The sequence below is a fragment of the Brenneria uluponensis genome (assembly GCF_032395385.1).
GTDB classification, from domain to species: domain Bacteria; phylum Pseudomonadota; class Gammaproteobacteria; order Enterobacterales; family Enterobacteriaceae; genus Prodigiosinella; species Prodigiosinella aquatilis.
On the sequence record NZ_CP135917.1, the window covers coordinates 4,719,045 to 4,740,370 of the forward strand.

Below are 21,326 nucleotides of genomic sequence, written 5' to 3' on the forward strand. Positions count from 1 at the left end.
GTATGGTGGAGCTATGCGGGATCGAACCGCAGACCTCCTGCGTGCAAAGCAGGCGCTCTCCCAGCTGAGCTATAGCCCCATCGCATGAAAACCTTTACACAAATTTCCGTCAGGCAAGGCGTCATTCTCGACACAGACTCTCGCCCGTGGCAAAAACACAACACAGCATGGAAAGAAATTGGTAGGCCTGAGTGGACTTGAACCACCGACCTCACCCTTATCAGGGGTGCGCTCTAACCACCTGAGCTACAAGCCTATAAAGGTATTTCTGCTCGTACTTCATCAGACAATCTGTGTGAGCACTTCACACAACGGCTATCTTTGGTAAGGAGGTGATCCAACCGCAGGTTCCCCTACGGTTACCTTGTTACGACTTCACCCCAGTCATGAATCACAAAGTGGTAAGCGCCCTCCCGAAGGTTAAGCTACCTACTTCTTTTGCAACCCACTCCCATGGTGTGACGGGCGGTGTGTACAAGGCCCGGGAACGTATTCACCGTAGCATTCTGATCTACGATTACTAGCGATTCCGACTTCATGGAGTCGAGTTGCAGACTCCAATCCGGACTACGACGCACTTTATGAGGTCCGCTTGCCCTCGCGAGTTCGCTTCTCTTTGTATGCGCCATTGTAGCACGTGTGTAGCCCTACTCGTAAGGGCCATGATGACTTGACGTCATCCCCACCTTCCTCCGGTTTATCACCGGCAGTCTCCCTTGAGTTCCCGCCATTACGCGCTGGCAACAAAGGATAAGGGTTGCGCTCGTTGCGGGACTTAACCCAACATTTCACAACACGAGCTGACGACAGCCATGCAGCACCTGTCTCTCAGTTCCCGAAGGCACAAGTCTGTCTCCAGTCTCTTCTGAGGATGTCAAGAGTAGGTAAGGTTCTTCGCGTTGCATCGAATTAAACCACATGCTCCACCGCTTGTGCGGGCCCCCGTCAATTCATTTGAGTTTTAACCTTGCGGCCGTACTCCCCAGGCGGTCGACTTAACGCGTTAGCTCCGAAAGCCACGGCTCAAGGCCACAACCTTCAAGTCGACATCGTTTACAGCGTGGACTACCAGGGTATCTAATCCTGTTTGCTCCCCACGCTTTCGCACCTGAGCGTCAGTCTTCGTCCAGGGGGCCGCCTTCGCCACCGGTATTCCTCCAGATCTCTACGCATTTCACCGCTACACCTGGAATTCTACCCCCCTCTACGAGACTCTAGTCTGTCAGTTTTGAATGCAGTTCCCAGGTTAAGCCCGGGGATTTCACATCCAACTTAACAGACCGCCTGCGTGCGCTTTACGCCCAGTCATTCCGATTAACGCTTGCACCCTCCGTATTACCGCGGCTGCTGGCACGGAGTTAGCCGGTGCTTCTTCTGCGGGTAACGTCAATGAAACACTCTATTAAAGCGCTCCCCTTCCTCCCCGCTGAAAGTACTTTACAACCCGAAGGCCTTCTTCATACACGCGGCATGGCTGCATCAGGGTTTCCCCCATTGTGCAATATTCCCCACTGCTGCCTCCCGTAGGAGTCTGGACCGTGTCTCAGTTCCAGTGTGGCTGGTCATCCTCTCAGACCAGCTAGAGATCGTCGCCTAGGTGAGCCATTACCTCACCTACCAGCTAATCCCATCTGGGTTCATCCAATGGCGTGAGGCCCGAAGGTCCCCCACTTTGGTCTTGCGACGTCATGCGGTATTAGCTACCGTTTCCAGTAGTTATCCCCCTCCATCAGGCAGATCCCCAGACATTACTCACCCGTCCGCCGCTCGCCGGCGGGGAAGCAAGCTTCCCCCCGCTGCCGCTCGACTTGCATGTGTTAGGCCTGCCGCCAGCGTTCAATCTGAGCCATGATCAAACTCTTCAATTTAAGATTTGTTTGATATGCTTCCGAAGAAGCGATGCTCAAAGAATTTATAACTGTTTATTCGTAATGAATTTACTGTCAGTCACTCTTCAAGTCTTTTCGTATTGATTACGATAGGGTCCTGTGAGTGCCCACACAGATTGTCTGATTATATTGTTAAAGAGCGTTCGTCGCGGCACTGCCGCTGACGTGAGGTCGCGTATACTACGCTATCCTCTTGCAGAGTCAACGAATAATTCGTTTTTCCCGGCCTGACTCTGCGTTGTGTTGTTCACCAGCACCGGGTCAGTGGAGGCGCATTATAGGCACTTCTCCTGGCCTGACAAGGGGTAATTGCAAAAAAAATCACAAGTGCGTTTTTTTTCACCGATACGCGGGAATAAACCACGTTATGCTGATCTTTTCAGTGCTATTTGTCCAAACTCTTGAGCAAATCGCGCAACCTGTTCCCAATCAGTATATTCGATTTCTTTTGTACTATCCGTTTCTCCCCCCGTCATGTGCATGATCAGTTGGATCATCACGCGGTCAAACCAACGGTAATTCGGATAACGTAATGCACCAGCGAAGACAGCTCCCAAGTCAGGTTGCCAAGGCGAACGTAGCAGAAACTTACGTGTATAAGCATTAGTTTGTAGTGATCTTTTTTCAGGTTTGCGGGCAGTTAAATTTACTGAAAAAAAAGCACTCGGTTTTTGCTGCAATAAGGAGAGATGCTGATGAATAAACTTTTTCAGTGAAGGATGAAAATGGCCGTACCGTATCGAAGCACCAATCATGATTTGATCATATTTCCCGATATCGACTTCATGGGTATTGAGGATATTAACGACATCGCACTCCAACGTACCTTTTAATATGGTAGCAATATAAGAGGCTATCGATCTCGTTTGCCCATCTCTACTAGAAAACAATATTAACGCTTTCATTGCACCGAGTCCTCTTCCGTTATTCCCGCCAAAAAGTAGGAGTAAATAGTACCAGCAGTGTGAATACTTCCAGACGGCCAAACAACATTGTTACGATCAAAATCCACTTTGCAGCGTCATTCATGGAAGTAAAATTATCAGCTACCGCACCCAGCCCAGGCCCGAGGTTATTCAATGTCGCCGCTACAGCAGCAAAAGCGGAAAAATCATCGACGCCAGTCGCAATAATAGCCAGCATACTGACAATAAATACCAGTGCATAAGCTGAAAAAAAGCCCCATACGGCTTCGAGTATACGCTCCGGTAACGCTCGATAACCAAGCTTAATGGTATAAACCGCATTCGGGTGCACTAATCGCTTCAGCTCTCGGGAGCCTTGCAAAAACAGCAGCAAAATACGAATAACTTTCAAACCACCGCCAGTGGAACCAGCACAGCCACCGATGAACGCCGAGCATAGTAACAGAACAGGCAAAAACAGTGGCCAGTTTGAAAAGCTTCCAGTAGTGAAGCCCGCCGTCGTTGCCATCGACACTACCTGGAAAAAAGCCTGATTTAGTGTTTCGATACCGCTTTTATACACATCATGGAACCACAGTATTACAGTACAGATAACCACCAGTGATATCTGTACGCTAATAAACATACGGAACTCGGAATCACGCCAATAGACTTTCAGGCTTCGACCACTGAGTACAGCAAAATGCAAACTGAAATTACAGCCTGAAATCAAAAGGAATATGGCAATGATCGTGTTAATGGTCGGACTATTGAAATACCCGATACTGGCATCATGAGTAGAAAATCCACCAATAGAGATGGTTGAAAAGCTATGGCTGATAGCATCAAACACCGACATTCCGGCCAGCCAGAGTGATATCGCGCAGATGATGGTCAACAGGACGTAAATCAGCCACAGTGTTTTAGCCGTTTCAGCAATGCGCGGACGTATCTTGTTGTCTTTCAATGGTCCTGGCATTTCGGCACGATAAAGCTGCATCCCCCCGACACCGAGGATTGGCAGAATAGCCACTGCCAGCACAATAATTCCCATCCCCCCCATCCATTGCAGCATTTGCCGATAAAACAGGATGGCTTTCGGCATCGAATCCAGCCCCACCAATGTGGTTGCACCTGTCGTTGTCAGACCAGAAAAAGACTCAAAGAAAGCATCCGTTATCGTCATACTAGGATGTTCGGCGAAGAGAAAAGGCAATGCGCCTACGCTACCCAACACCGTCCAGATAAGCACCACTATCAAAAATCCCTCGCGGGTTTTGAGTTCATGCTTTTGCTTGCGATTGGGCAACCACAGGATAAGGCCGATGATCAGAGCGACGATAAATGTCTGAGTAAAAGCCCGACCGGCACCATCACGATAAATCAGGGCGACCAACCCGGGAATAAACATCGTTCCGGAAAAAAGCATGACCAGCAGGCCAACAATGCGGGTTATGGCACGCAAGTGCATTACAGATGCCTTCCTTATGGTTCAATAAACAACGCTGGGACTATTGTGAAATTGGCAGTAAATGTAACACCCCACGGCTAATATCACGCAACCTCATCTCAGCTTCATCTACAGTATGGACGGGGAGAGCCAGCCGGATTCTAACGTCCGCGCCATACTCGTTTGATACTATTTTTCCCCCCAGATAATGCACTATTGACTCAACCTGGGGTAGTAGTGAATATTTGCACTGCAGGTGATACTCTTGCAGCAATATCTTCTGCTTTAGTACCAGCAGCTTTAATGCCTGCTGGACGCCACCGCCATAAGCCTTTACCAAGCCTCCGGTTCCCAGCTTCACCCCACCATAATAGCGCACGACAACAGCGGTAATTTCACCGACACCGCTGCCCATCAGTTGCGCCAATATAGGTTTACCGGCTGTACCGGCAGGCTCACCATCATCAGAAAATCCAAGCTGCTGGGAATCATTAGGCGCACCCGCGATAAATGCCCAGCAGTGATGAGTGGCTGCCGGATGATGCTTCCTGATGCCTTGAATAAAGGCCTTGGCCGCATCAATACCGTCAGTAGCGCTTAATTCTGTGATAAAACGGCTTTTTTTAACTTCTTCGCTGTAGCTGACCGCAGAGACAGGAACTGGATAAACAAGCATCAGTTCAGATTCAGCGCCCGAGTTATATTCTCAACGCGATTCTCATGCATCACGATATTATCTTCAATGCGAATACCGCCAAATGGCTGCAATGCATCAATTTTCTGCCAATTAAAATACTGGCGGAAATTACCGTGACGCCATGGTTCCAACAGCGAATTGATAAAATAAATCCCTGGCTCAATTGTCAGAACCATACGGGGTTCAAGAATACGGGTACAACGCAGGTACGGATGCTGGGTGGGTGCCGCCAGCGATGTACCGGTATCGTCCTGCATAAAACCAGCGACATCATGCACCTGTAATCCCAGCGGATGCCCCAACCCATGTGGCAGGAACGGGCTGGTTATCCCTGCATCAACTATGGCTTCTTCGCTCATATCACTCACCAATTGATGTTTTTTCAACAAACTGGCGATACGCTGATGCATCTGAAGATGGTAATCAGTGTAACGGACACCCACCTTCATGGTTTCAATCAATGCTTGCTGTTCATGGTTTAAATCCTTCACCAAGGCAGCAAACTCATTGTCACTCTGAGCAGAATAAGTGCGGGTGATATCCGCCGCATAACCGTTGTACTCTGCGCCGGCATCAATCAGGAAACCACGGGTTTTCGCAGGTGCCCGATGTTCCAGTTGAGTGTAATGCAATACAGCGGCATGTTCATTTAACGCCACTATATTACTGTAAGGCACATCGGTGTCACGGTGGCCGGTGGCCGCCAGATAGGCCAGATTAATATCGAACTCACTCATACCAGACTGAAAAGCATCATATGCGGCACGATGGCCTGCAACCGCCGTTTTCTGCGCCTCACGCATGCAGGCAAGTTCATAATCGGTTTTATAGGCACGATAGTAATGCAGATAATCCAGCACACCTTGCGGATTAATATTTTCCGGATTAAAACCAAGCGTCAGTGCACGTTGTGGAACATAGCCGATATAGGCGACTCGCTGGAGTGGTGTCGGCAACAATTGGCCAATATCATCGACACGATGCAATGCAGTCATATCAATGTCATTAGTCCAGAAACTTTCCGGCATCGGGGCAACGTTATGCCAGTAATCAACCGGAGAGTAAAACCACAGTTTTGGTGGGTTAACACCGTCCACCCATAACCAGCAATTAGGCACTTGTGTCACCGGCAACCAAGCTTTGAACTGTGGGTTAACCTTGAACGGGTACTCATGATCATCCAGAAACACCGTCAACAGTTCTCCGGAATGAATCAGTAAAGCATCAAGATTATGACGCGCCAAAACGGCCTGCGTACGCTGCTGCAAGGTCACCAAATGTTGCTGATACAGAGAAGTCATCGTTTCCATCAGAATCTCCATTGATAACAGTGAATTCTTCATTTTAACACAGTGGCACAATGACGGCATTGCTCTGCGCTTTGTGATCTTTTCGGCAAAAAATTAATCACTTATTTGCATTTTATTAACATCAAATCCACAATTTTAGTGTTTGGTCATACCAGCCAACTTGCTTAATCTGGAGACAGAAATGCTTTATCAAGGCGAAAACCTCTATGTTAACTGGCTTGAAGATAGCATTGCTGAGCTGGTGTTTTCTGCGACAGGGTCAGTTAATAAACTGGATATACAGACAGTCAGTAGCCTCGGTGCTGCTCTGGATATACTGGCACTACAGCATGATCTAAAAGGTTTGGTACTGCGTTCGGATAAACCCACATTTATTGTCGGGGCAGATATTACCGAATTCCTCTCTTTATTTGCGGCCCCTAAAGAAAAACTGCATCAATGGCTGACGGATGCAAATGACATTTTCAGCCGTCTGGAAGATTTGCCAGTACCGACGATTTCTGCCATCAAAGGTTATGCTCTGGGTGGCGGCTGCGAATGCGTGCTGGCAACCGATTTCCGCATTGCCACTGCAGATATACGAATCGGCTTACCGGAAGTGAAGTTGGGGATCATGCCCGGCTTTGGCGGTACGGTTCGACTGCCTCGTTTGCTGGGTGCGGATAGCGCGCTGGACATTATCGCCGCAGGTAAAGATATCGGTGCTGAAGCGGCACTGAAAGTTGGCCTGGTTGATGCCGTCGTCGCAGACGATAAACTGGTTGCGGCGGCGTTATTCATGTTGCATCAGGCAATTGAAGGAAAGTTGAACTGGCGTGCTTATCGCGCGCCCAAACTGGTACCGCTAAAACTCGGTAAAGTTGAGGCCGCCATGAGTTTTGCTACAACCAAAGCCATGGTGATGCAAACCGCTGGGAAACATTATCCCGCCCCGATCACTGCGGTAAAAACCATTGAAGCGGCAGCGGGTTTGTCCCGTGATACCGCCCTGCGCATTGAAACAAAGAATTTTGTCGCCCTCACACAAACTGACGCAGCCCGTACTCTGGTGGGAGTATTTCTGAATGATCAGTATGTTAAGGGAAAAGCGAAAAAACAGGTGGGGAGTACTTCCGCCCCCAAAGAGGCCGCCGTCGTAGGTGCAGGGATCATGGGTGGCGGTATCGCCTACCAGTCGGCATTAAAAGGCGTTCCCATCCTGATGAAAGATATTAATGAAACCGCGCTGACACTCGGTATGAACGAGGCGGCCAAACTACTGAATAAGCAACTGGAACGCGGAAAGCTCAATGGCGTAAAAATGGCGGGTATTTTTTCCAGCATTCATCCCACATTAAATTACACCGGTTTTGAACATGCTGATGTGGTCGTCGAAGCCGTGGTAGAAAATCCCAAAGTGAAAGCCAGCGTATTGGCTGAAACTGAATCCCACGTCCATGAAGATACAGTTATCGTGTCCAACACTTCGACCATTCCGATTGTGAAACTGGCCCAGGCACTGAAGCGACCACAGAACTTCTGCGGTATGCATTTTTTTAATCCGGTTCACCGGATGCCGTTGGTAGAAATCATTCGTGGTCCGCAAACTGACGAAAAAACCATTTCCCGTGTTATCGCCTATGCGCTCCACATGGGGAAAACCCCTATCGTGGTAAATGATTGCCCGGGATTTTTCGTTAACCGTGTCCTGTTTCCCTACCTTGCTGCTTTCAGTTTGCTGATGCGTGATGGCGCGGATTTTCGTGAAATTGACAACGTGATGGAACGACAGTTTGGCTGGCCAATGGGGCCGGCATACCTGCTGGATGTCGTGGGAATCAATACGGCCCATCATGCTCAATCTGTTATGGCAGAAGGCTTTCCCTCACGTATGGACAAAAATTACCGCGACGTTATTGACGTGTTATTTGAACATCAGCGGTTTGGTCAAAAAAATGGGGTGGGTTTTTATCGTTATCAGACCGACAACAAGGGTAAACCACATAAAGAATCCGATGAGAACATTGATGAGCTGCTGGCCACAGTTTGTCAGGCACGTCGTCGGTTCAGTGCCGAAGAGATCGTCTCCCGCCTGATGATCCCGATGATTAACGAAGTGGCGCTCTGCCTGGAAGAAAACGTGATCGCCAGTCCGGCTGAAGCGGATATGGCGCTGATCTACGGCCTGGGATTTCCTGCGTTCCACGGTGGAGCCTGCCGCTATTTCGACACCCTGGGCAGCGCGCGTTATCTGGAGATGGCTCAGCCACTGTCACACATGGGGCCGCTCTATCAAATTCCTGAAAGTGTGCGGCAAAAAGCCAGAAATAAAGAAGGTTATTATCCGACTGTCGTGCCTCACGCCGACATCTCCCATCGTCAACCAGCATAAGGTTTATATTTATGGAAAAAGTAGTGATTGTTGACGCTGTGAGAACCCCAATGGGGCGATCCAAAGCGGGAGCATTCCGTCAGGTACGATCTGAGGATCTATCTGCACATCTGATGCGCAGTCTGTTAAGCCGAAATCCTGCGCTGAAAGCGGACAGTATCGACGACATTTACTGGGGCTGCGTGCAACAAACACTGGAGCAGGGATTTAATATCGCCCGTAATGCGGCTCTGCTGGCAGAAATTCCTCATACCGTACCCGCCGTGACGGTTAACCGTTTATGTGGTTCTTCCATGCAGGCGTTACACGACGCAGCGCGGGCCATTATGGTAGGCGACGCCCAGGTTTGCCTGATTGGTGGTGTTGAACATATGGGCCATGTGCCTATGAGCCACGGTGTGGATTTTCATCCTGGTCTGAGCAAAACGGTGGCAAAAGCCGCTGCCATGATGGGGTTGACAGCAGAGATGCTGGCACGAATACACCATATCAGCCGTGAAATGCAGGATGCATTTTCCGCCCGCTCCCATCAACGTGCCTATGCTGCCACACAGTCCGGTGCGTTCCACAAAGAAATCATTCCCACTACCGGTCACAATGCCGATGGAGTTTTACTGTGTTTTGAAGATGATGAAGTCATCCGTCCTGATACCGACATTGCCACTCTGGCAGCACTTAAACCCGTATTTGACCCGATAAACGGTACCGTAACTGCAGGTAGTTCATCCGCGCTTTCCGATGGCGCAGCAGCCATATTGGTGATGAGTGAATCCCGCGCCAACGCCCTGGGATTAGCACCAAGAGCATACATTCGTGCGATGGCTGTTGTGGGTTGTGAACCCTCTATTATGGGATATGGACCCGTGCCAGCCACACAGTTGGCACTGAAACGCGCCGGACTGAGCATTTGTGATATTGGACTGTTTGAGATGAATGAGGCCTTTGCTGCACAAACATTACCGTGCATAAAAGATCTGGGTTTACTGGATGTGATGGACGAAAAGGTAAACCTCAACGGTGGGGCCATCGCGCTTGGTCATCCACTAGGATGCTCTGGAGCGCGTATCTCGACTACACTAATTAATCTGATGGAACGGCATGATGTGCAATTTGGCATAGCCACCATGTGTATTGGTTTCGGCCAAGGTATCGCCACTGTTTTTGAACGTATCTGATGGTGTAAACGCTACACGTTGTAGCCCATTATGAGAAACATGGGGATGAGGTTCACGAAGGACACCTCCCCCGGCGCCAGATATCTCGGTTGAATAACCGACCCACATTACATCAAGATATGTTCCCGTCAGAAAACGGGGATTCAGATAAAAGCAAAGGCATCACTGAACATATGCGCCACCAGCGCTCCGCGCTCATTGCAGAAACGTTCACGAGCAATCTTTGCCATCTCAAATCGACCGGCAATATAGATATCATACTCGGCCAATGAGCCAAAATCCTGTAGTACAGCGCTTAAAACCGTACCCGCTCGGCCATGCCAATGCTCGTCCGGTTGCTCAACAACCGGAATCACCTTCAAATTGGTATGCTGAGATGCCAGCGATTCCAACTCAGCCAAATCATACAGGTATTTGCGTTCACGACCGCCCCAATAAAAAGAAATTGAACGCTCCGGCTGCTGTGCCAGCGCTGTTAACAAAATGGAACGCGTATAAGAAAATCCGGTCCCACCGGCAATCAGTATCAATGGGCGATCGCTCTCCTCACGGAACCAGGCATCCCCATAAGGAATATCAACTATCAGGGATTCCTCTTTCAGGATGCGCTCCATTACCGCCATCGCATACAGATTCAGTTCAGAGGCCCCGATGTGCAGTTCAATAAAATTCTTTTCCATTGGTATGGAAGCCATTGAGAATGGGCGTTTATCCCGTTCATCCATCACTACCATTAAATACTGACCGGCACGGAAGGAAAAAGGGGCTGAAGGCAATAAACGCACCCGGAAAACCGTATCAGTTATTGCTTCGACCGAAGTCACTTTACAGCTCAATGTTGTCATGCGTTCCCTCTATCGGGTCATCAAAGCAAAATGGGGAACAGGGCAATGGCGAATTAACGTCGTTTACCGCTGTCACTAAAAATGGCTAAATCATCCCAGATAGCATCAACACGGGCACATACCTGGGGATCTCTTGTAATTGGATGTCCCCATTCACGTTGTGTTTCGCCTGGCCATTTGTTGGTAGCATCCAGCCCCATTTTGGAGCCTAATCCAGAAACCGGTGAAGCAAAATCCAGATAATCAATGGGTGTGTTTTCAACCAGAAGCGTATCACGAGCGGGATCCATACGCGTAGTTATCGCCCAGATAACATCTTTCCAGTCGCGGGCATTAATATCATCGTCACAAACAATAACAAACTTGGTATACATAAATTGCCGCAGGAAAGACCAAACACCCATCATCACCCGTTTAGCATGTCCGGCATACTGCTTCTTCATAGTAACCACCGCCAGACGGTAAGAACAACCCTCTGGAGGAAGATAGAAATCAACAATTTCCGGAAACTGCTTTTGCAGAATCGGGACAAAAACTTCGTTCAATGCCACGCCCATAACAGCCGGTTCATCCGGTGGACGCCCAGTATAGGTTGAATGGTAAATCGCGTCCCGCCGTTGGGTGATATGTGTGACGGTAAACACCGGGAAGTTATCCACCTCGTTATAGTAACCGGTATGATCGCCATACGGACCTTCAAGCGCCAACTCTCCGGGTTCAATATAACCTTCAAGCACAATTTCAGCATTGGCGGGAACATCCAAATCATTGGACAGACATTTCACAACTTCAGTTTTGTAGCCACGCAGTAAACCCGCGAAAGCATACTCTGAAAGAGTATCCGGTACAGGTGTCACCGCCGCCAGGATCATCGCCGGGTCAGCACCTAACGCCACGGCAACCGGGAAACGTTTCCCCGGATGTTCCTGACACCACTCCTGATAATCCAGCGCACCGCCACGGTGGGATAACCAGCGCATAATAAGCTTGTTTTTCCCTAATACTTGTTGACGGTAAATAGCCAGATTCAGCCGATCCTTAAACGGACCGCGGGTGACCGTCAATCCCCAGGTGATCAGCGGAGCAGCATCCCCCGGCCAGCAGTGCATCACCGGAATACGGCTCAAGTCCACGTCATCCCCTTGCCATACAATCTCCTGACAAGGTGCTTCAGATAAACGTTTTGTCGGCATATTAAGCACTTGACGAAACGTAGGCAGTTTATCCACCAAATCTCGAAAACCGTGTGGTGGCTCCGGTTCTTTCAAAAAAGCCAGTAACTTGCCAACATCACGTAATGCGCTGACATCTTCCTTCCCCATTCCCATTGCAACACGTTTAGGTGTACCAAACAGGTTGCAAAGCACCGGCATATTATAACCTTTGGGTTTTTCAAACAGCAGCGCAGGGCCTTCAGCCCGCAGGGTACGATCAGCAATTTCAGTCATTTCCAAATAAGGATCAATAGGCTGATTAATGCGTTTTAATTCGCCTTTCTCTTCAAGCAGGGAGAGAAACTCACGTAAGTCACGGTATTTCATGCTGATCATCTGAGTAGTCGAAGGTGCCTCTATTATAAAGTCTCTTCGACATGCTGTCGCTCCTGGTGCCGCTATTTATCCCGGCTTTCTTTTGCTATCCTCCTCAGAATAACGCAACAGAATAGTGAAATTATGGAAGTCTGGTATCTACTTTATTGTAAACGCGGTCAATTGTTACGGGCGAGATCGCACCTGGAGCGCCAGGAAGTAACGTGCCTGAGCCCAATGATTACGCTGGAAAAAATGGTGCGAGGGAAGCGTATTGAAGTCAGCGAACCGCTATTCCCCAACTATCTGTTTGTGGAGTTCGATCCCGAACGGATTCACACCACAACCATCAGCGCGACACGTGGTGTAAGCCATTTTGTTCGTTTTGGCGCATTGCCGGCCACTATTCCGCAGAATGTGATCGACGAACTGTCTCAATATCAAATCCAGATTTTAACTGACCCTAAAACACCGCAACCCGGCGATCAGGTAATGATTATGGAGGGCATATTCAGTGGGCTGCAGGCTATCTATACCGAACCTGATGGAGAAGCACGTTCTATGCTACTGCTTAATCTGCTGAACAAACAGGTCAAGCAGAGCATTGATAACCGGCAATTCAAAAAGATTTAGTCCGCCAGAGGCACGTTGACTCTGACGGTACATCAAACAATTAGCGTTCCAGATGCTGATCATGTAACCACTGTGCCACTCGCTTGGCAAAGTAAGTCAATACACCGTCCGCGCCTGCCCGTTTAAAACACAACAGTGATTCCATTACCAACGGCTGCTCCTGCAGCCACCCATTCTGGATCGCTGCCATCTGCATGGCATATTCCCCTGAAACCTGATAAGCAAATGTGGGAACACCAAACGTATCTTTCACACGGCGGACCACATCCAGATAAGGCATACCCGGTTTTACCATTACCATATCGGCCCCTTCCTGCAGATCCTGGGCGATCTCCTGCAATGCTTCATCACTGTTAGCCGGATCCATCTGGTAGGTTTTTTTATTGCTACCTTTCAGATTACCTGAGGAGCCCAATGCATCACGAAAAGGCCCGTAGTAACAGGAAGCATATTTAGCGGAATACGCCATAATCTGGGTGTTAAACAACCCTCGTGTTTCCAGGGTTTCACGAATAGCACCGATGCGCCCATCCATCATATCGCTGGGTGCCACAATTTCAGCACCCGCTTCAGCATGGGATAATGCCTGACGAACCAGTATCTCTTTGGTGATGTCATTGACCACATAACCCTGTTCGTCAATGACGCCATCCTGACCGTGAGTGGTGTAAGGATCGAGTGCCACATCAGTCAGTAGACCTAATTCAGGAACCGCATCTTTGAGGGCGCGCACCGTGCGTTGAACCAACCCATCAGGGTTATATGATTCCTCTGCGTGAAGTGATTTTTTATCCGCCTCAATCACTGGAAATAACGACAGGACAGGTATACCCAGTTTGGCGATGATCTCTGCTTCTTTCACGACTTCATCTATTGTCAGCCGATAGACTCCCGGCATGGAAGGGACTTCCTGTCGGTCATGATTTCCCTCCATGACAAACACGGGATAGATCAGATCATTCACGGTTACCTGATGTTCAGCCACCAGGCGACGACTGAAATCATGACGACGAATACGGCGCATCCGCCGTCCGGGAAACGTACCGGGAAAAGCATTGCTCATATATTATTCTCCTGAATCAGGCCAGCCGGAAAACCCGGCGGGCGTTTTCATCTACTCTCTCCCCCAGCAGGCTGGCATCCTGACCGCGCCAGGTCGCCACCTGACGGACAATATGTAGGAGAAAGCAGGGTTCGTTACGGCGGGATGCAGGTTTAGGATGTAAATCCCGGGGTAACAAATACGGTGCATCGGTTTCAAGTAATAGCCGATCATCGGGGATATATTCCAGCAAAGCACGCAGTTCCAGGCCACGACGTTCATCACAGACCCAACCCGTGATCCCCACCATCAATCCAGCATTCAGACAATCGTCCAGTTCATGACGAGTTCCCGTAAAGCAATGCACAACGGCCGCAGGAAGCTTATCCAACCAGGGAGTCAACAGACTGATAAAGCGTGAATGGGCATCGCGGCAATGTAAAAACACTGGCAATGATCGTTCCGCCGCGATTGCCAGTTGAGCGGTAAAAGCACGCTCCTGCTGTGATGGAGTAGAGAAGTTACGATTAAAATCCAAACCACTTTCTCCTACTGCCACAACCTTGTCACGCAGTGTCAAACTGTAAATCTGTTCTGCCACCACGTCTGTCCAGGTGCTCGCCTCATGGGGATGAACGCCCGACGTAGACCAGCAATAATCAGGAAAAATAGTCGTCAGCGCGGCGGCATGTTCACTGTCTGATGCATTACTCCCAGTCACTAACAACCCGGTAACTCCGGCCTGCCGAGCCCGAATAATGACCTGTTCTCGGTCCTTGGCAAACTGAGAACTGGTAAGGTTGACACCAATATCAAACATCCTTTCCACCTCGTTTCTGTTCCCAGAACATCAGGGATGATGAAAAAAACGAAACCTCTCATCGAGAGGTATGCTGACGAGAACGATGTTTGCGGTCTTAAAATAGGGCAACATGATTAATCAGTCAGACAAGGCCCGGTAAGATAAATTACCGGGCTGGTAAAATTACTGTGAAGAGTCTTCGGTGGTGGCGTTATCCTGACGGCGTCCCTTACCAACATAAAACCGGGAGCAAAATATACCGACTTCAAACAACAGATACATGGGGATCGCCAATAGTGTCTGGGATAAAACATCTGGTGGAGTCAGCAACATGCCGACGACAAAAACCCCTACCAGCACATAAGGACGTTTCTTCTTCAGGTCCTGAGGCGTAATCACACCACTCCAGCACAACAGAACTATCGCCACCGGAACTTCAAATGACACACCAAATGCCATGAACAATGCCATGACAAAATCAAGGTAGTTATTAATGTCGGTTGCGATCATGACCCCTTTCGGTGCCGTATGAGCGAAAAAACTGAACGCCAGTGGGAATACCACAAAGTACGCAAATGCCATACCCAGATAAAACAACAAACTGCTGGAAATCAACAGTGGAACCATCAGACGGCGTTCATGCTTATACAACGCCGGTGCGACAAATGCCCACACTTGATACAACACTAACGGAGCCGCCACAAATACCGAAATAATCATGGTAAGTTTTATCGGCGTAAAGAAAGGCGATGCCACGTCAGTAGCAATCATGCTCGCGCCAACAGGAAGCTGTTTGATCAATGGAGCAGAGACAATCTGGTAAATGTCATTAGCAAAATAGATCAGCGCCAAGAACACGACCAGCACACAGATAATGCTATTTATTAACCGCTTTCTCAGCTCGATCAGATGGCTAATCAGCGGTTGTGTTTCATCAACGGCCATACACTAATGATCATCACCTAGTTGAGAAGTGGGAACCGCAGCAATTTGCTCAGGTTTTATTTTTTTATCGGACTCAGGTACTACTGTATCTGGCATGTTTTCCAATGACGGAGTTATCACAGGAGTAACCGGTGTCTCTTCCTGTTCTACAACCCCGTCATAGATGACTTCAGGATCGTTCGGCGGCTCCACAGGAACCGTATGCTCAGGTTTGGCAACATAGCTGCGTTTCATGGCTTCGGCGGCTTCTTTCAGTTCGTCCATGGAAGCTTTAAGCTCTGGAGATAAATTACTCAGGCTACTGGCCTGCTCTACTTTTTTCAGGCTGTCCTGCAATTCCTGCAACTTCAATTCCTGTGATAACTCATTTTGTACGGTAGAAGCCAATGAGCGCAGTGTTCTGATCCAACCGGCAACCGTTCTTACTGCGATAGGCAATCTCTCCGGCCCCAAGACTACCAGGCCGATTATCATCACCAGCAGCAGTTCACTAAACCCGATATCAAACACAGATTACACCTGTTCTTTATTCTTGCTCTTCTCTTCCTGCTTGGCTTCCGGCTTTTGATCCGCAATGGATTTAGTCGCAAAGTCAGCATCTTGCTGTGTTTTTTCGTCGTCGGCAGATGGCGGCTCTTCACTGATGGCTTTTTTAAAGCCTTTAATTGAAGCACCGAGATCTGATCCCAACGTTCTCAGCTTATTGGTGCCAAACAACAACACCACGATGACCGCGATGATCAACAAACTAGGAATACTAATACCGCCCATAACGCTTTACCTCTTTATACAAGGGATAACTATCAAGATCACCACTATTATAAACGGTAATCATGCTACTGATTATGATCTTATTCAACGAGTACAGCGCCAACCAATCAGCCAGGCAACAACACCTGCGGCTATCAAACCAGCGGGTACAATATCCGCTTCAACATGACTGGCTAACAGCAATGTCCCGCTAATTAACAGTGCCGCCCCTACACCTAGCAAATAACGGGATTGACCATGACGAACCCGTTGAACATGTAGTTCATTGGCGAGTTGCTCCATACTCTGCCGCAACATCTTATGTTGCTTTAATCCGTCATAAAACAATTCCGGAATTTCAGGCAATTTTTCCGCCCAAAATGGTGCTTTTTCTTTAAATGCACGCAACATCGCAGGTAACCCAACCTGATCTTTCAGCCAGGTTTCCAGAAAAGGCTTGGCGGTTTTCCATAAATCTAACTGAGGATAAAGCTGGCGTCCTATCCCTTCAATATAAAGTAATGTTTTCTGGAGTAATACCAGTTGCGGCTGCACTTCCATATTGAAGCGACGCGCCGTATTAAAGAGGTTCAATAATACATGGCCGAATGAAATTTCCGCCAACGGCTTTTCAAAAATGGGTTCACAAACAGTACGAATAGCGAACTCAAACTCTTCTACATTGGTATCCGCAGGAACCCAGCCAGAGTCCACATGCAGTTCAGCAACCCGACGGTAGTCTCGGTTGAAAAAGGCAATGAAGTTTTCCGCCAGATACCGCTTATCTTCCTTGTTAAGAGAACCGACGATGCCGCAATCAATACCAATATATTGCGGATCTTCAGGATGTTCATAGCTGATAAAGATATTGCCCGGATGCATATCCGCATGGAAGAAACTATCCCGAAAAACCTGAGTGAAAAATACTTGCACACCACGTTCAGCCAGCAAAGGCATGTTAACACCGTGCTTCTTGAGCGTATCCACATCAGAAACCGGAATACCGTAAATACGCTCCATAACCAACACGCGTTCGGTGCAGTAATCCGAATAAATCTCTGGTATGTAAAGCATAGGGCTATTGATAAAGTTGCGTCGCAGTTGGATGGCGTTTGCTGCTTCACGCAGCAGGTTCAGTTCATCCAAAAGCGTTTTTTCATATTCACGTATGACTTCACGTGGTCGCAGACGACGGCCATCCGATAACAAAATTGGCAACCAGCTAGCCAGCCGATTCATTAGGCGCATATCGGCTTTAATCACTGGCAGGATGTCCGGGCGAATCACTTTAATCACAATATCTTTGCCCGATGTTTTCAGTTTAGCCGTATGCACCTGAGCAATGGATGCCGAAGCCAGTGGGATCGAGTCAAAATCATCAAACCAGGTTTCCAGCGATCCGCCCATTGACGCTTCAATCTGCTTACGAGCCAGAGCACCATCAAAAGGCGCTACCCGATCCTGCAACATTGCCAGTTGATCAGCGATAGCAGGTGGAAACAAATCCCGTCGAGTAGACATCATCTGCCCGAACTTAATCCACACTGGCCCGAGATCCTGTAATGCCAGACGCATACGCTCCCCTAACGGCATGTCTTTATGACGGTTAGGCAACCAGAACAGGAAATAACGACCCAAACGAAGAGGGAACGTCAGGCGTATCCGCGGAATCAATTCATCCAGTCCATAACTCAATAGTACACGGATAATTCGGTAAAGGCGGACCAACTCTCCTGGCGTCATTGAGATCTCTCCAGCTTTGCCAACCTTTCGGTTAATGCACTCACAGATTGCTCCAACGCAGTCACTTCATCCTGGAACCAGAGACCTTCCAGCTTGCCTGGTACCAGACGCCACTCTTCTGTGAGCGTTTCAGATAAATAATGCTGCTGACGGCACAGCGTACGAGTCAATGTCCCTACCGTTTTATGTGCAGCCTGGCTCAATCCTTCTGCCACAACGTCACCAAGATAAGGCGCTAACCATTCAGCAGGATCGAACTCTGCCAGATCCAGCAACCCGATAAATTGTTGGATGACCTGAATATCACCTTCTACTATCAGTTCACCACTGCGCATCAACGCGGAAAGGTGTTGGCGATCACGCAATTTCATCAAAGCGGATAGCCGGGTTTGCAAATGGCAATCAGGCACATCCTCCCATTGACTCACGATATCCAGGTGATGCTCAGTAAAAACCAGCACCAGCGGCGTGCTTAGCTCGGCGACGTCAATACACAGCGTTTTCCCATGCAAACGTTGACGTGCGGCCTTCATACTCCGGTCACGAAACAATAGCTGATTAAACGCCGTTTCCAGCGCAGCGATCAGTACAGGCATTAACAGCATTGGTATTCCCAAACTCAGAATTTAAAACCGCGATGTAATGCAACAACTCCACCGGTCAGATTAAAATAATTGACGTTGTCAAATCCCGCGTCACTCATCATGTTTTTCAGCGTTTCCTGATCCGGGTGCATCCTGATAGATTCTGCCAGATAACGATAGCTATCGGCATCACTTGCCACCATTTCGCCAATACGAGGCAGTATGTGAAAAGAGTAGGCGTCATAGACCTTACTGAGCATTTTCACTGTCGGCTTGGAAAATTCCAGCACCAGTAAACGGCCACCAGGTTTCAGCACGCGATACATGGAGCGCAACGCCTTCTCTTTGTCAGTGACATTGCGCAGGCCGAAAGCAATGGTAATACAGTCAAAAAAATCATCTGGGAAAGGCAAGGCCTCTGCATTGGCCTGGACATAATCGACATTGCCAATCACGCCATTGTTACGCAGCTTTTCACGACCGACCTTCAACATTGAAGCATTGATATCCGCCAGTACAACCCCACCGTCATCACCGACCAGACGTGAGAATTTGGCAGTCAAGTCTCCAGTGCCGCCGGCAAGATCCAGCACATGCTGACCGCGCCGCACGCCACTGCACTCAATGGTGAATCTTTTCCAGACACGATGAATACCAAAAGACATCAGGTCATTCATCAAATCATACTTTGTAGCCACAGAATGAAAAACGTCGGCGACCATGCCTTCTTTTTCTTCTTTCGCTACGGTGCGAAAACCAAAATGTGTAGTTTTCTCTGAATTGTCTACCATGTTATCCGCCTACCATTCAGTCAAAATTTGGATCTACCTACTAATGGGGAGAGTGTAACAGACCCAAGTTAAAAGCTACCGTCCTTATTTACCGATATACCGAGAGAAGTGAGAGCACCGTATACCTACCACATAAAGGATGCTGGAACAGTTTATACCTGTACGACAGCGACTTACGCTGGTTTTTCATCAACGGGCTCGTCGTCCTCGACAATCGGGTGATACTCCACATTGACTGACTCGGCATCGTCAATCAACGATGCGTTAATAGGCCGTTTTATTTCTACGCCCAATGCCCGGAAACCTTCCGCCTGATTAATCAGATTTCCGCGGCCTGAAGAGAGTTTTTTCATGGCCTGACGATAACTTCCCTGTGCTTTTTCCAGGCTTTGCCCCAGTGATGACATATCGTCAACGAACAGGCGTAGCTTGTCGTACAACCGGGAAGCTCGCTCAGCGATCTGTTGTGCATTGCGGCTTTGTTGCTCGTAACGCCATAAATTATTAATCGTCCGCAACGCTACCAGTAAGGTAGCAGGACTGACCAGCATAATATTATGTTTAAGCGCTTCGGTGATAACATCTGGCTGGCGATTAATAGCGACCAGGAATGCGGGTTCCACCGGAATGAACATCAATACATAATCCAGCGAGCGCAATCCCGGTAATTGTTGATAATCTTTGTTACCCAAAAGACGGATATGACTGCGGATTGACACCAAGTGCTCATTGAGTGCGGCGGACCGTTCGATCTCATCATCGCTGTTAAAGTAACGTTCATAGGCCACCAACGACATCTTGGCGTCAATGACCACATCTTTACCATGTGGCAGGCGCACGATGACATCCGGCTGTAAACGTGAGTGAGTGTCGGTCTGCACACTGACTTGAATTTGATATTCATGCCCTTCGCGCAGCCCGGAACTTTCCAGCACCCGGCTCAACACCACTTCACCCCAATTTCCTTGTGTTTTGTTGTCACCTTTCAGTGCGTTGGTCAGGTTAACCGCTTCCTGTGTCATCCGGGCATTAAGTTGTTGCAGATTACGGATCTCATGCGCCAGCGTATGGCGTTCCCGGGCTTCGGAACCGAAGCTTTCCTGCACCTGACGACGAAATCCATCCAGTTGTTCCCGCAATGGTGTCAGCAAACGATCCAGACTCTGTTGATTCTGCTGATCGACCTTACGGCCACTGTGCTCAAAAATTCGGTTGGCGAGGTTTTCAAATTGAGTGGAGAGACGCTGCTCACTGTTGGTCAGCAAGCGCTGCTTTTCTTCAGCCGCCAGACGCGTCTCTTCCAGGCGGATAGTCACTTCCCGTAATTCAGCTTCTTGTGCGCCATTGGCCTCCCGAAGCGCCCGCAGTTCCTGATTAAGCTGCTCACATTCCTGGCGCAGTTCCACCAGTTGCTGCAACTTCTCCTGGCTGGCTGCCAGTTGCCCATGCAGTGTTCGCAATTCCATTTCCTGCTGACCAAGTCGCTGCTGATCCTGTTGCCTGGCCTGCTGGCTCTCATTTAAAGACTGACGGGCCTGTTCCAACGCTTGTGCCAACAAACGCTGCTCTGTTTCAGATCGCGCCTGCCGCTGTTGCTGAAGCAAACCCGCAATGAGCCAACCTAGTAGCAAGCCTACTGCTACGCCACCAATACCATAAAATAGAGAGATATCCACACGGCCTCCGCTTTACCTCGCTGCTGCCCGTCAAGGTAAATTGATACTGTATGGATGTCCAGAAGGAATTGGACAGATACGTCAAGCGGTGGGAGGCGGCTTCAGAAATCCACTGCATTAAAGACGTTCGCGTTGCAGTCAGTCCCCGGTTATTGCACAACACATTATCAGACCACGCTATGCACGGTT

Annotated in this window: 18 protein-coding genes, 2 tRNA genes and 1 rRNA gene; 3 read left to right on the forward strand and 18 right to left on the reverse strand. The window is 48.9% G+C overall.

Going from position 1 to position 21,326, the window contains the following annotated elements; all coding sequences use genetic code 11:
* Window positions 1-3: 3 nt before the first annotated feature.
* From RS889_RS22000 to pepQ, 7 genes are all read right to left on the reverse strand, one after another.
* Window positions 4-79 (reverse strand) — tRNA-Ala (locus RS889_RS22000).
* 100 nt (window positions 80-179) lie between these two features.
* Window positions 180-256: transfer RNA gene (locus RS889_RS22005), tRNA-Ile, on the reverse strand.
* 69 nt (window positions 257-325) lie between these two features.
* Window positions 326-1,868 (reverse strand): 16S ribosomal RNA (locus tag RS889_RS22010).
* Between the two features lie 386 nt (window positions 1,869-2,254).
* The gene (gene hemG / locus RS889_RS22015) at window positions 2,255-2,794 is read right to left on the reverse strand and encodes a menaquinone-dependent protoporphyrinogen IX dehydrogenase (protein ID WP_021014041.1); all 540 of its coding nucleotides are present in this window, start codon (window positions 2,792-2,794) and stop codon (window positions 2,255-2,257) included.
* A gap of 19 nt (window positions 2,795-2,813) precedes the next feature.
* The gene (trkH, locus tag RS889_RS22020; protein ID WP_315708699.1) at window positions 2,814-4,265 is read right to left on the reverse strand and encodes a Trk system potassium transporter TrkH; all 1,452 of its coding nucleotides are present in this window, start codon (window positions 4,263-4,265) and stop codon (window positions 2,814-2,816) included.
* 40 nt (window positions 4,266-4,305) lie between these two features.
* Entirely contained in the window at window positions 4,306-4,920 is a 615-nt protein-coding gene (locus RS889_RS22025) for an IMPACT family protein (RefSeq protein WP_021014039.1), read from the reverse strand.
* Window positions 4,920-6,251 (reverse strand): Xaa-Pro dipeptidase, encoded by a 1,332-nt coding sequence (gene pepQ, locus RS889_RS22030; protein WP_315708700.1) that lies wholly within the window; start codon window positions 6,249-6,251, stop codon window positions 4,920-4,922. Before pepQ ends, RS889_RS22025 begins: the two co-directional genes overlap by 1 nt.
* 181 nt (window positions 6,252-6,432) lie before the next feature.
* Here pepQ and fadB point away from each other — a divergent pair, with 181 nt between their 5' ends.
* Both fadB and fadA read left to right on the forward strand, forming a co-directional pair.
* Window positions 6,433-8,622: a fatty acid oxidation complex subunit alpha FadB gene (gene fadB / locus RS889_RS22035; protein ID WP_315708701.1), complete on the forward strand. Its 2,190-nt coding sequence runs from the start codon at window positions 6,433-6,435 to the stop codon at window positions 8,620-8,622.
* A gap of 11 nt (window positions 8,623-8,633) precedes the next feature.
* Window positions 8,634-9,797 carry an acetyl-CoA C-acyltransferase FadA gene (fadA, locus tag RS889_RS22040; protein WP_315708702.1) on the forward strand — a complete coding sequence of 388 codons (1,164 nt, stop codon included), beginning with the start codon at window positions 8,634-8,636 and terminating at the stop codon, window positions 9,795-9,797.
* A gap of 143 nt (window positions 9,798-9,940) precedes the next feature.
* Here the strand turns inward: fadA and fre are convergent, their stop codons facing one another.
* Together fre and ubiD are read right to left on the reverse strand one after the other, a co-directional pair.
* Window positions 9,941-10,642: an NAD(P)H-flavin reductase gene (gene fre, locus RS889_RS22045; protein WP_021014034.1), complete on the reverse strand. Its 702-nt coding sequence runs from the start codon at window positions 10,640-10,642 to the stop codon at window positions 9,941-9,943.
* Window positions 10,643-10,695: 53 nt separating this feature from the next.
* Entirely contained in the window at window positions 10,696-12,192 is a 1,497-nt protein-coding gene (gene ubiD / locus RS889_RS22050) for a 4-hydroxy-3-polyprenylbenzoate decarboxylase (RefSeq protein WP_315708703.1), read from the reverse strand.
* 123 nt (window positions 12,193-12,315) lie between these two features.
* On the opposite strand from ubiD, the gene rfaH reads away from it, so the two are divergent.
* Complete coding sequence (gene rfaH / locus RS889_RS22055; RefSeq protein WP_021014032.1) at window positions 12,316-12,804, forward strand: transcription/translation regulatory transformer protein RfaH; 489 nt, start codon at window positions 12,316-12,318, stop codon at window positions 12,802-12,804.
* A gap of 40 nt (window positions 12,805-12,844) precedes the next feature.
* On the opposite strand, the gene hemB is transcribed toward rfaH, so the two are convergent.
* The 9 genes from hemB to rmuC form a co-directional block, all read right to left on the reverse strand.
* Window positions 12,845-13,867, reverse strand: coding sequence for a porphobilinogen synthase (gene hemB, locus RS889_RS22060; RefSeq protein WP_315708704.1), 1,023 nt, complete (start codon window positions 13,865-13,867; stop codon window positions 12,845-12,847).
* A gap of 16 nt (window positions 13,868-13,883) precedes the next feature.
* Window positions 13,884-14,666, reverse strand: coding sequence for a 3'-5' ssDNA/RNA exonuclease TatD (tatD, locus tag RS889_RS22065; protein ID WP_315708705.1), 783 nt, complete (start codon window positions 14,664-14,666; stop codon window positions 13,884-13,886).
* A gap of 165 nt (window positions 14,667-14,831) precedes the next feature.
* The gene (gene tatC / locus RS889_RS22070) at window positions 14,832-15,593 is read right to left on the reverse strand and encodes a Sec-independent protein translocase subunit TatC (RefSeq protein ID WP_315708706.1); all 762 of its coding nucleotides are present in this window, start codon (window positions 15,591-15,593) and stop codon (window positions 14,832-14,834) included.
* Window positions 15,594-15,596: 3 nt separating this feature from the next.
* Window positions 15,597-16,103 (reverse strand): Sec-independent protein translocase protein TatB, encoded by a 507-nt coding sequence (tatB, locus tag RS889_RS22075; protein ID WP_315708707.1) that lies wholly within the window; start codon window positions 16,101-16,103, stop codon window positions 15,597-15,599.
* Window positions 16,104-16,106: 3 nt separating this feature from the next.
* A complete protein-coding gene (gene tatA, locus RS889_RS22080; protein ID WP_315708708.1) occupies window positions 16,107-16,364 on the reverse strand; it encodes a Sec-independent protein translocase subunit TatA in 258 nt (85 codons plus the stop codon).
* An 84-nt stretch (window positions 16,365-16,448) separates the two neighbouring features.
* A complete protein-coding gene (gene ubiB / locus RS889_RS22085; protein ID WP_315708709.1) occupies window positions 16,449-18,086 on the reverse strand; it encodes a ubiquinone biosynthesis regulatory protein kinase UbiB in 1,638 nt (545 codons plus the stop codon).
* Window positions 18,083-18,691 (reverse strand): ubiquinone biosynthesis protein UbiJ, encoded by a 609-nt coding sequence (gene ubiJ, locus RS889_RS22090; RefSeq protein ID WP_315708710.1) that lies wholly within the window; start codon window positions 18,689-18,691, stop codon window positions 18,083-18,085. The genes ubiB and ubiJ overlap by 4 nt, the downstream gene beginning before the upstream one ends.
* A gap of 14 nt (window positions 18,692-18,705) precedes the next feature.
* Complete coding sequence (gene ubiE / locus RS889_RS22095) at window positions 18,706-19,461, reverse strand: bifunctional demethylmenaquinone methyltransferase/2-methoxy-6-polyprenyl-1,4-benzoquinol methylase UbiE (protein WP_021014024.1); 756 nt, start codon at window positions 19,459-19,461, stop codon at window positions 18,706-18,708.
* 173 nt (window positions 19,462-19,634) lie between these two features.
* Window positions 19,635-21,137 carry a DNA recombination protein RmuC gene (rmuC, locus tag RS889_RS22100; RefSeq protein ID WP_315708711.1) on the reverse strand — a complete coding sequence of 501 codons (1,503 nt, stop codon included), beginning with the start codon at window positions 21,135-21,137 and terminating at the stop codon, window positions 19,635-19,637.
* Window positions 21,138-21,326: the final 189 nt, after the last annotated feature.

Coding starts and splice junctions, on each gene's coding strand:
- hemG (WP_021014041.1), bottom strand. CDS start 2,794: ATGAAAGCGTTAATATTGTTTTCTAGTAGAGATGGGCAAACGAGATCG.
- trkH (WP_315708699.1), bottom strand. CDS start 4,265: ATGCACTTGCGTGCCATAACCCGCATTGTTGGCCTGCTGGTCATGCTT.
- RS889_RS22025 (WP_021014039.1), bottom strand. CDS start 4,920: ATGCTTGTTTATCCAGTTCCTGTCTCTGCGGTCAGCTACAGCGAAGAA.
- pepQ (WP_315708700.1), bottom strand. CDS start 6,251: ATGGAAACGATGACTTCTCTGTATCAGCAACATTTGGTGACCTTGCAG.
- fadB (WP_315708701.1), top strand. CDS start 6,433: ATGCTTTATCAAGGCGAAAACCTCTATGTTAACTGGCTTGAAGATAGC.
- fadA (WP_315708702.1), top strand. CDS start 8,634: ATGGAAAAAGTAGTGATTGTTGACGCTGTGAGAACCCCAATGGGGCGA.
- fre (WP_021014034.1), bottom strand. CDS start 10,642: ATGACAACATTGAGCTGTAAAGTGACTTCGGTCGAAGCAATAACTGAT.
- ubiD (WP_315708703.1), bottom strand. CDS start 12,192: ATGATCAGCATGAAATACCGTGACTTACGTGAGTTTCTCTCCCTGCTT.
- rfaH (WP_021014032.1), top strand. CDS start 12,316: ATGGAAGTCTGGTATCTACTTTATTGTAAACGCGGTCAATTGTTACGG.
- hemB (WP_315708704.1), bottom strand. CDS start 13,867: ATGAGCAATGCTTTTCCCGGTACGTTTCCCGGACGGCGGATGCGCCGT.
- tatD (WP_315708705.1), bottom strand. CDS start 14,666: ATGTTTGATATTGGTGTCAACCTTACCAGTTCTCAGTTTGCCAAGGAC.
- tatC (WP_315708706.1), bottom strand. CDS start 15,593: ATGGCCGTTGATGAAACACAACCGCTGATTAGCCATCTGATCGAGCTG.
- tatA (WP_315708708.1), bottom strand. CDS start 16,364: ATGGGCGGTATTAGTATTCCTAGTTTGTTGATCATCGCGGTCATCGTG.
- ubiB (WP_315708709.1), bottom strand. CDS start 18,086: ATGACGCCAGGAGAGTTGGTCCGCCTTTACCGAATTATCCGTGTACTA.
- ubiJ (WP_315708710.1), bottom strand. CDS start 18,691: ATGCTGTTAATGCCTGTACTGATCGCTGCGCTGGAAACGGCGTTTAAT.
- ubiE (WP_021014024.1), bottom strand. CDS start 19,461: ATGGTAGACAATTCAGAGAAAACTACACATTTTGGTTTTCGCACCGTA.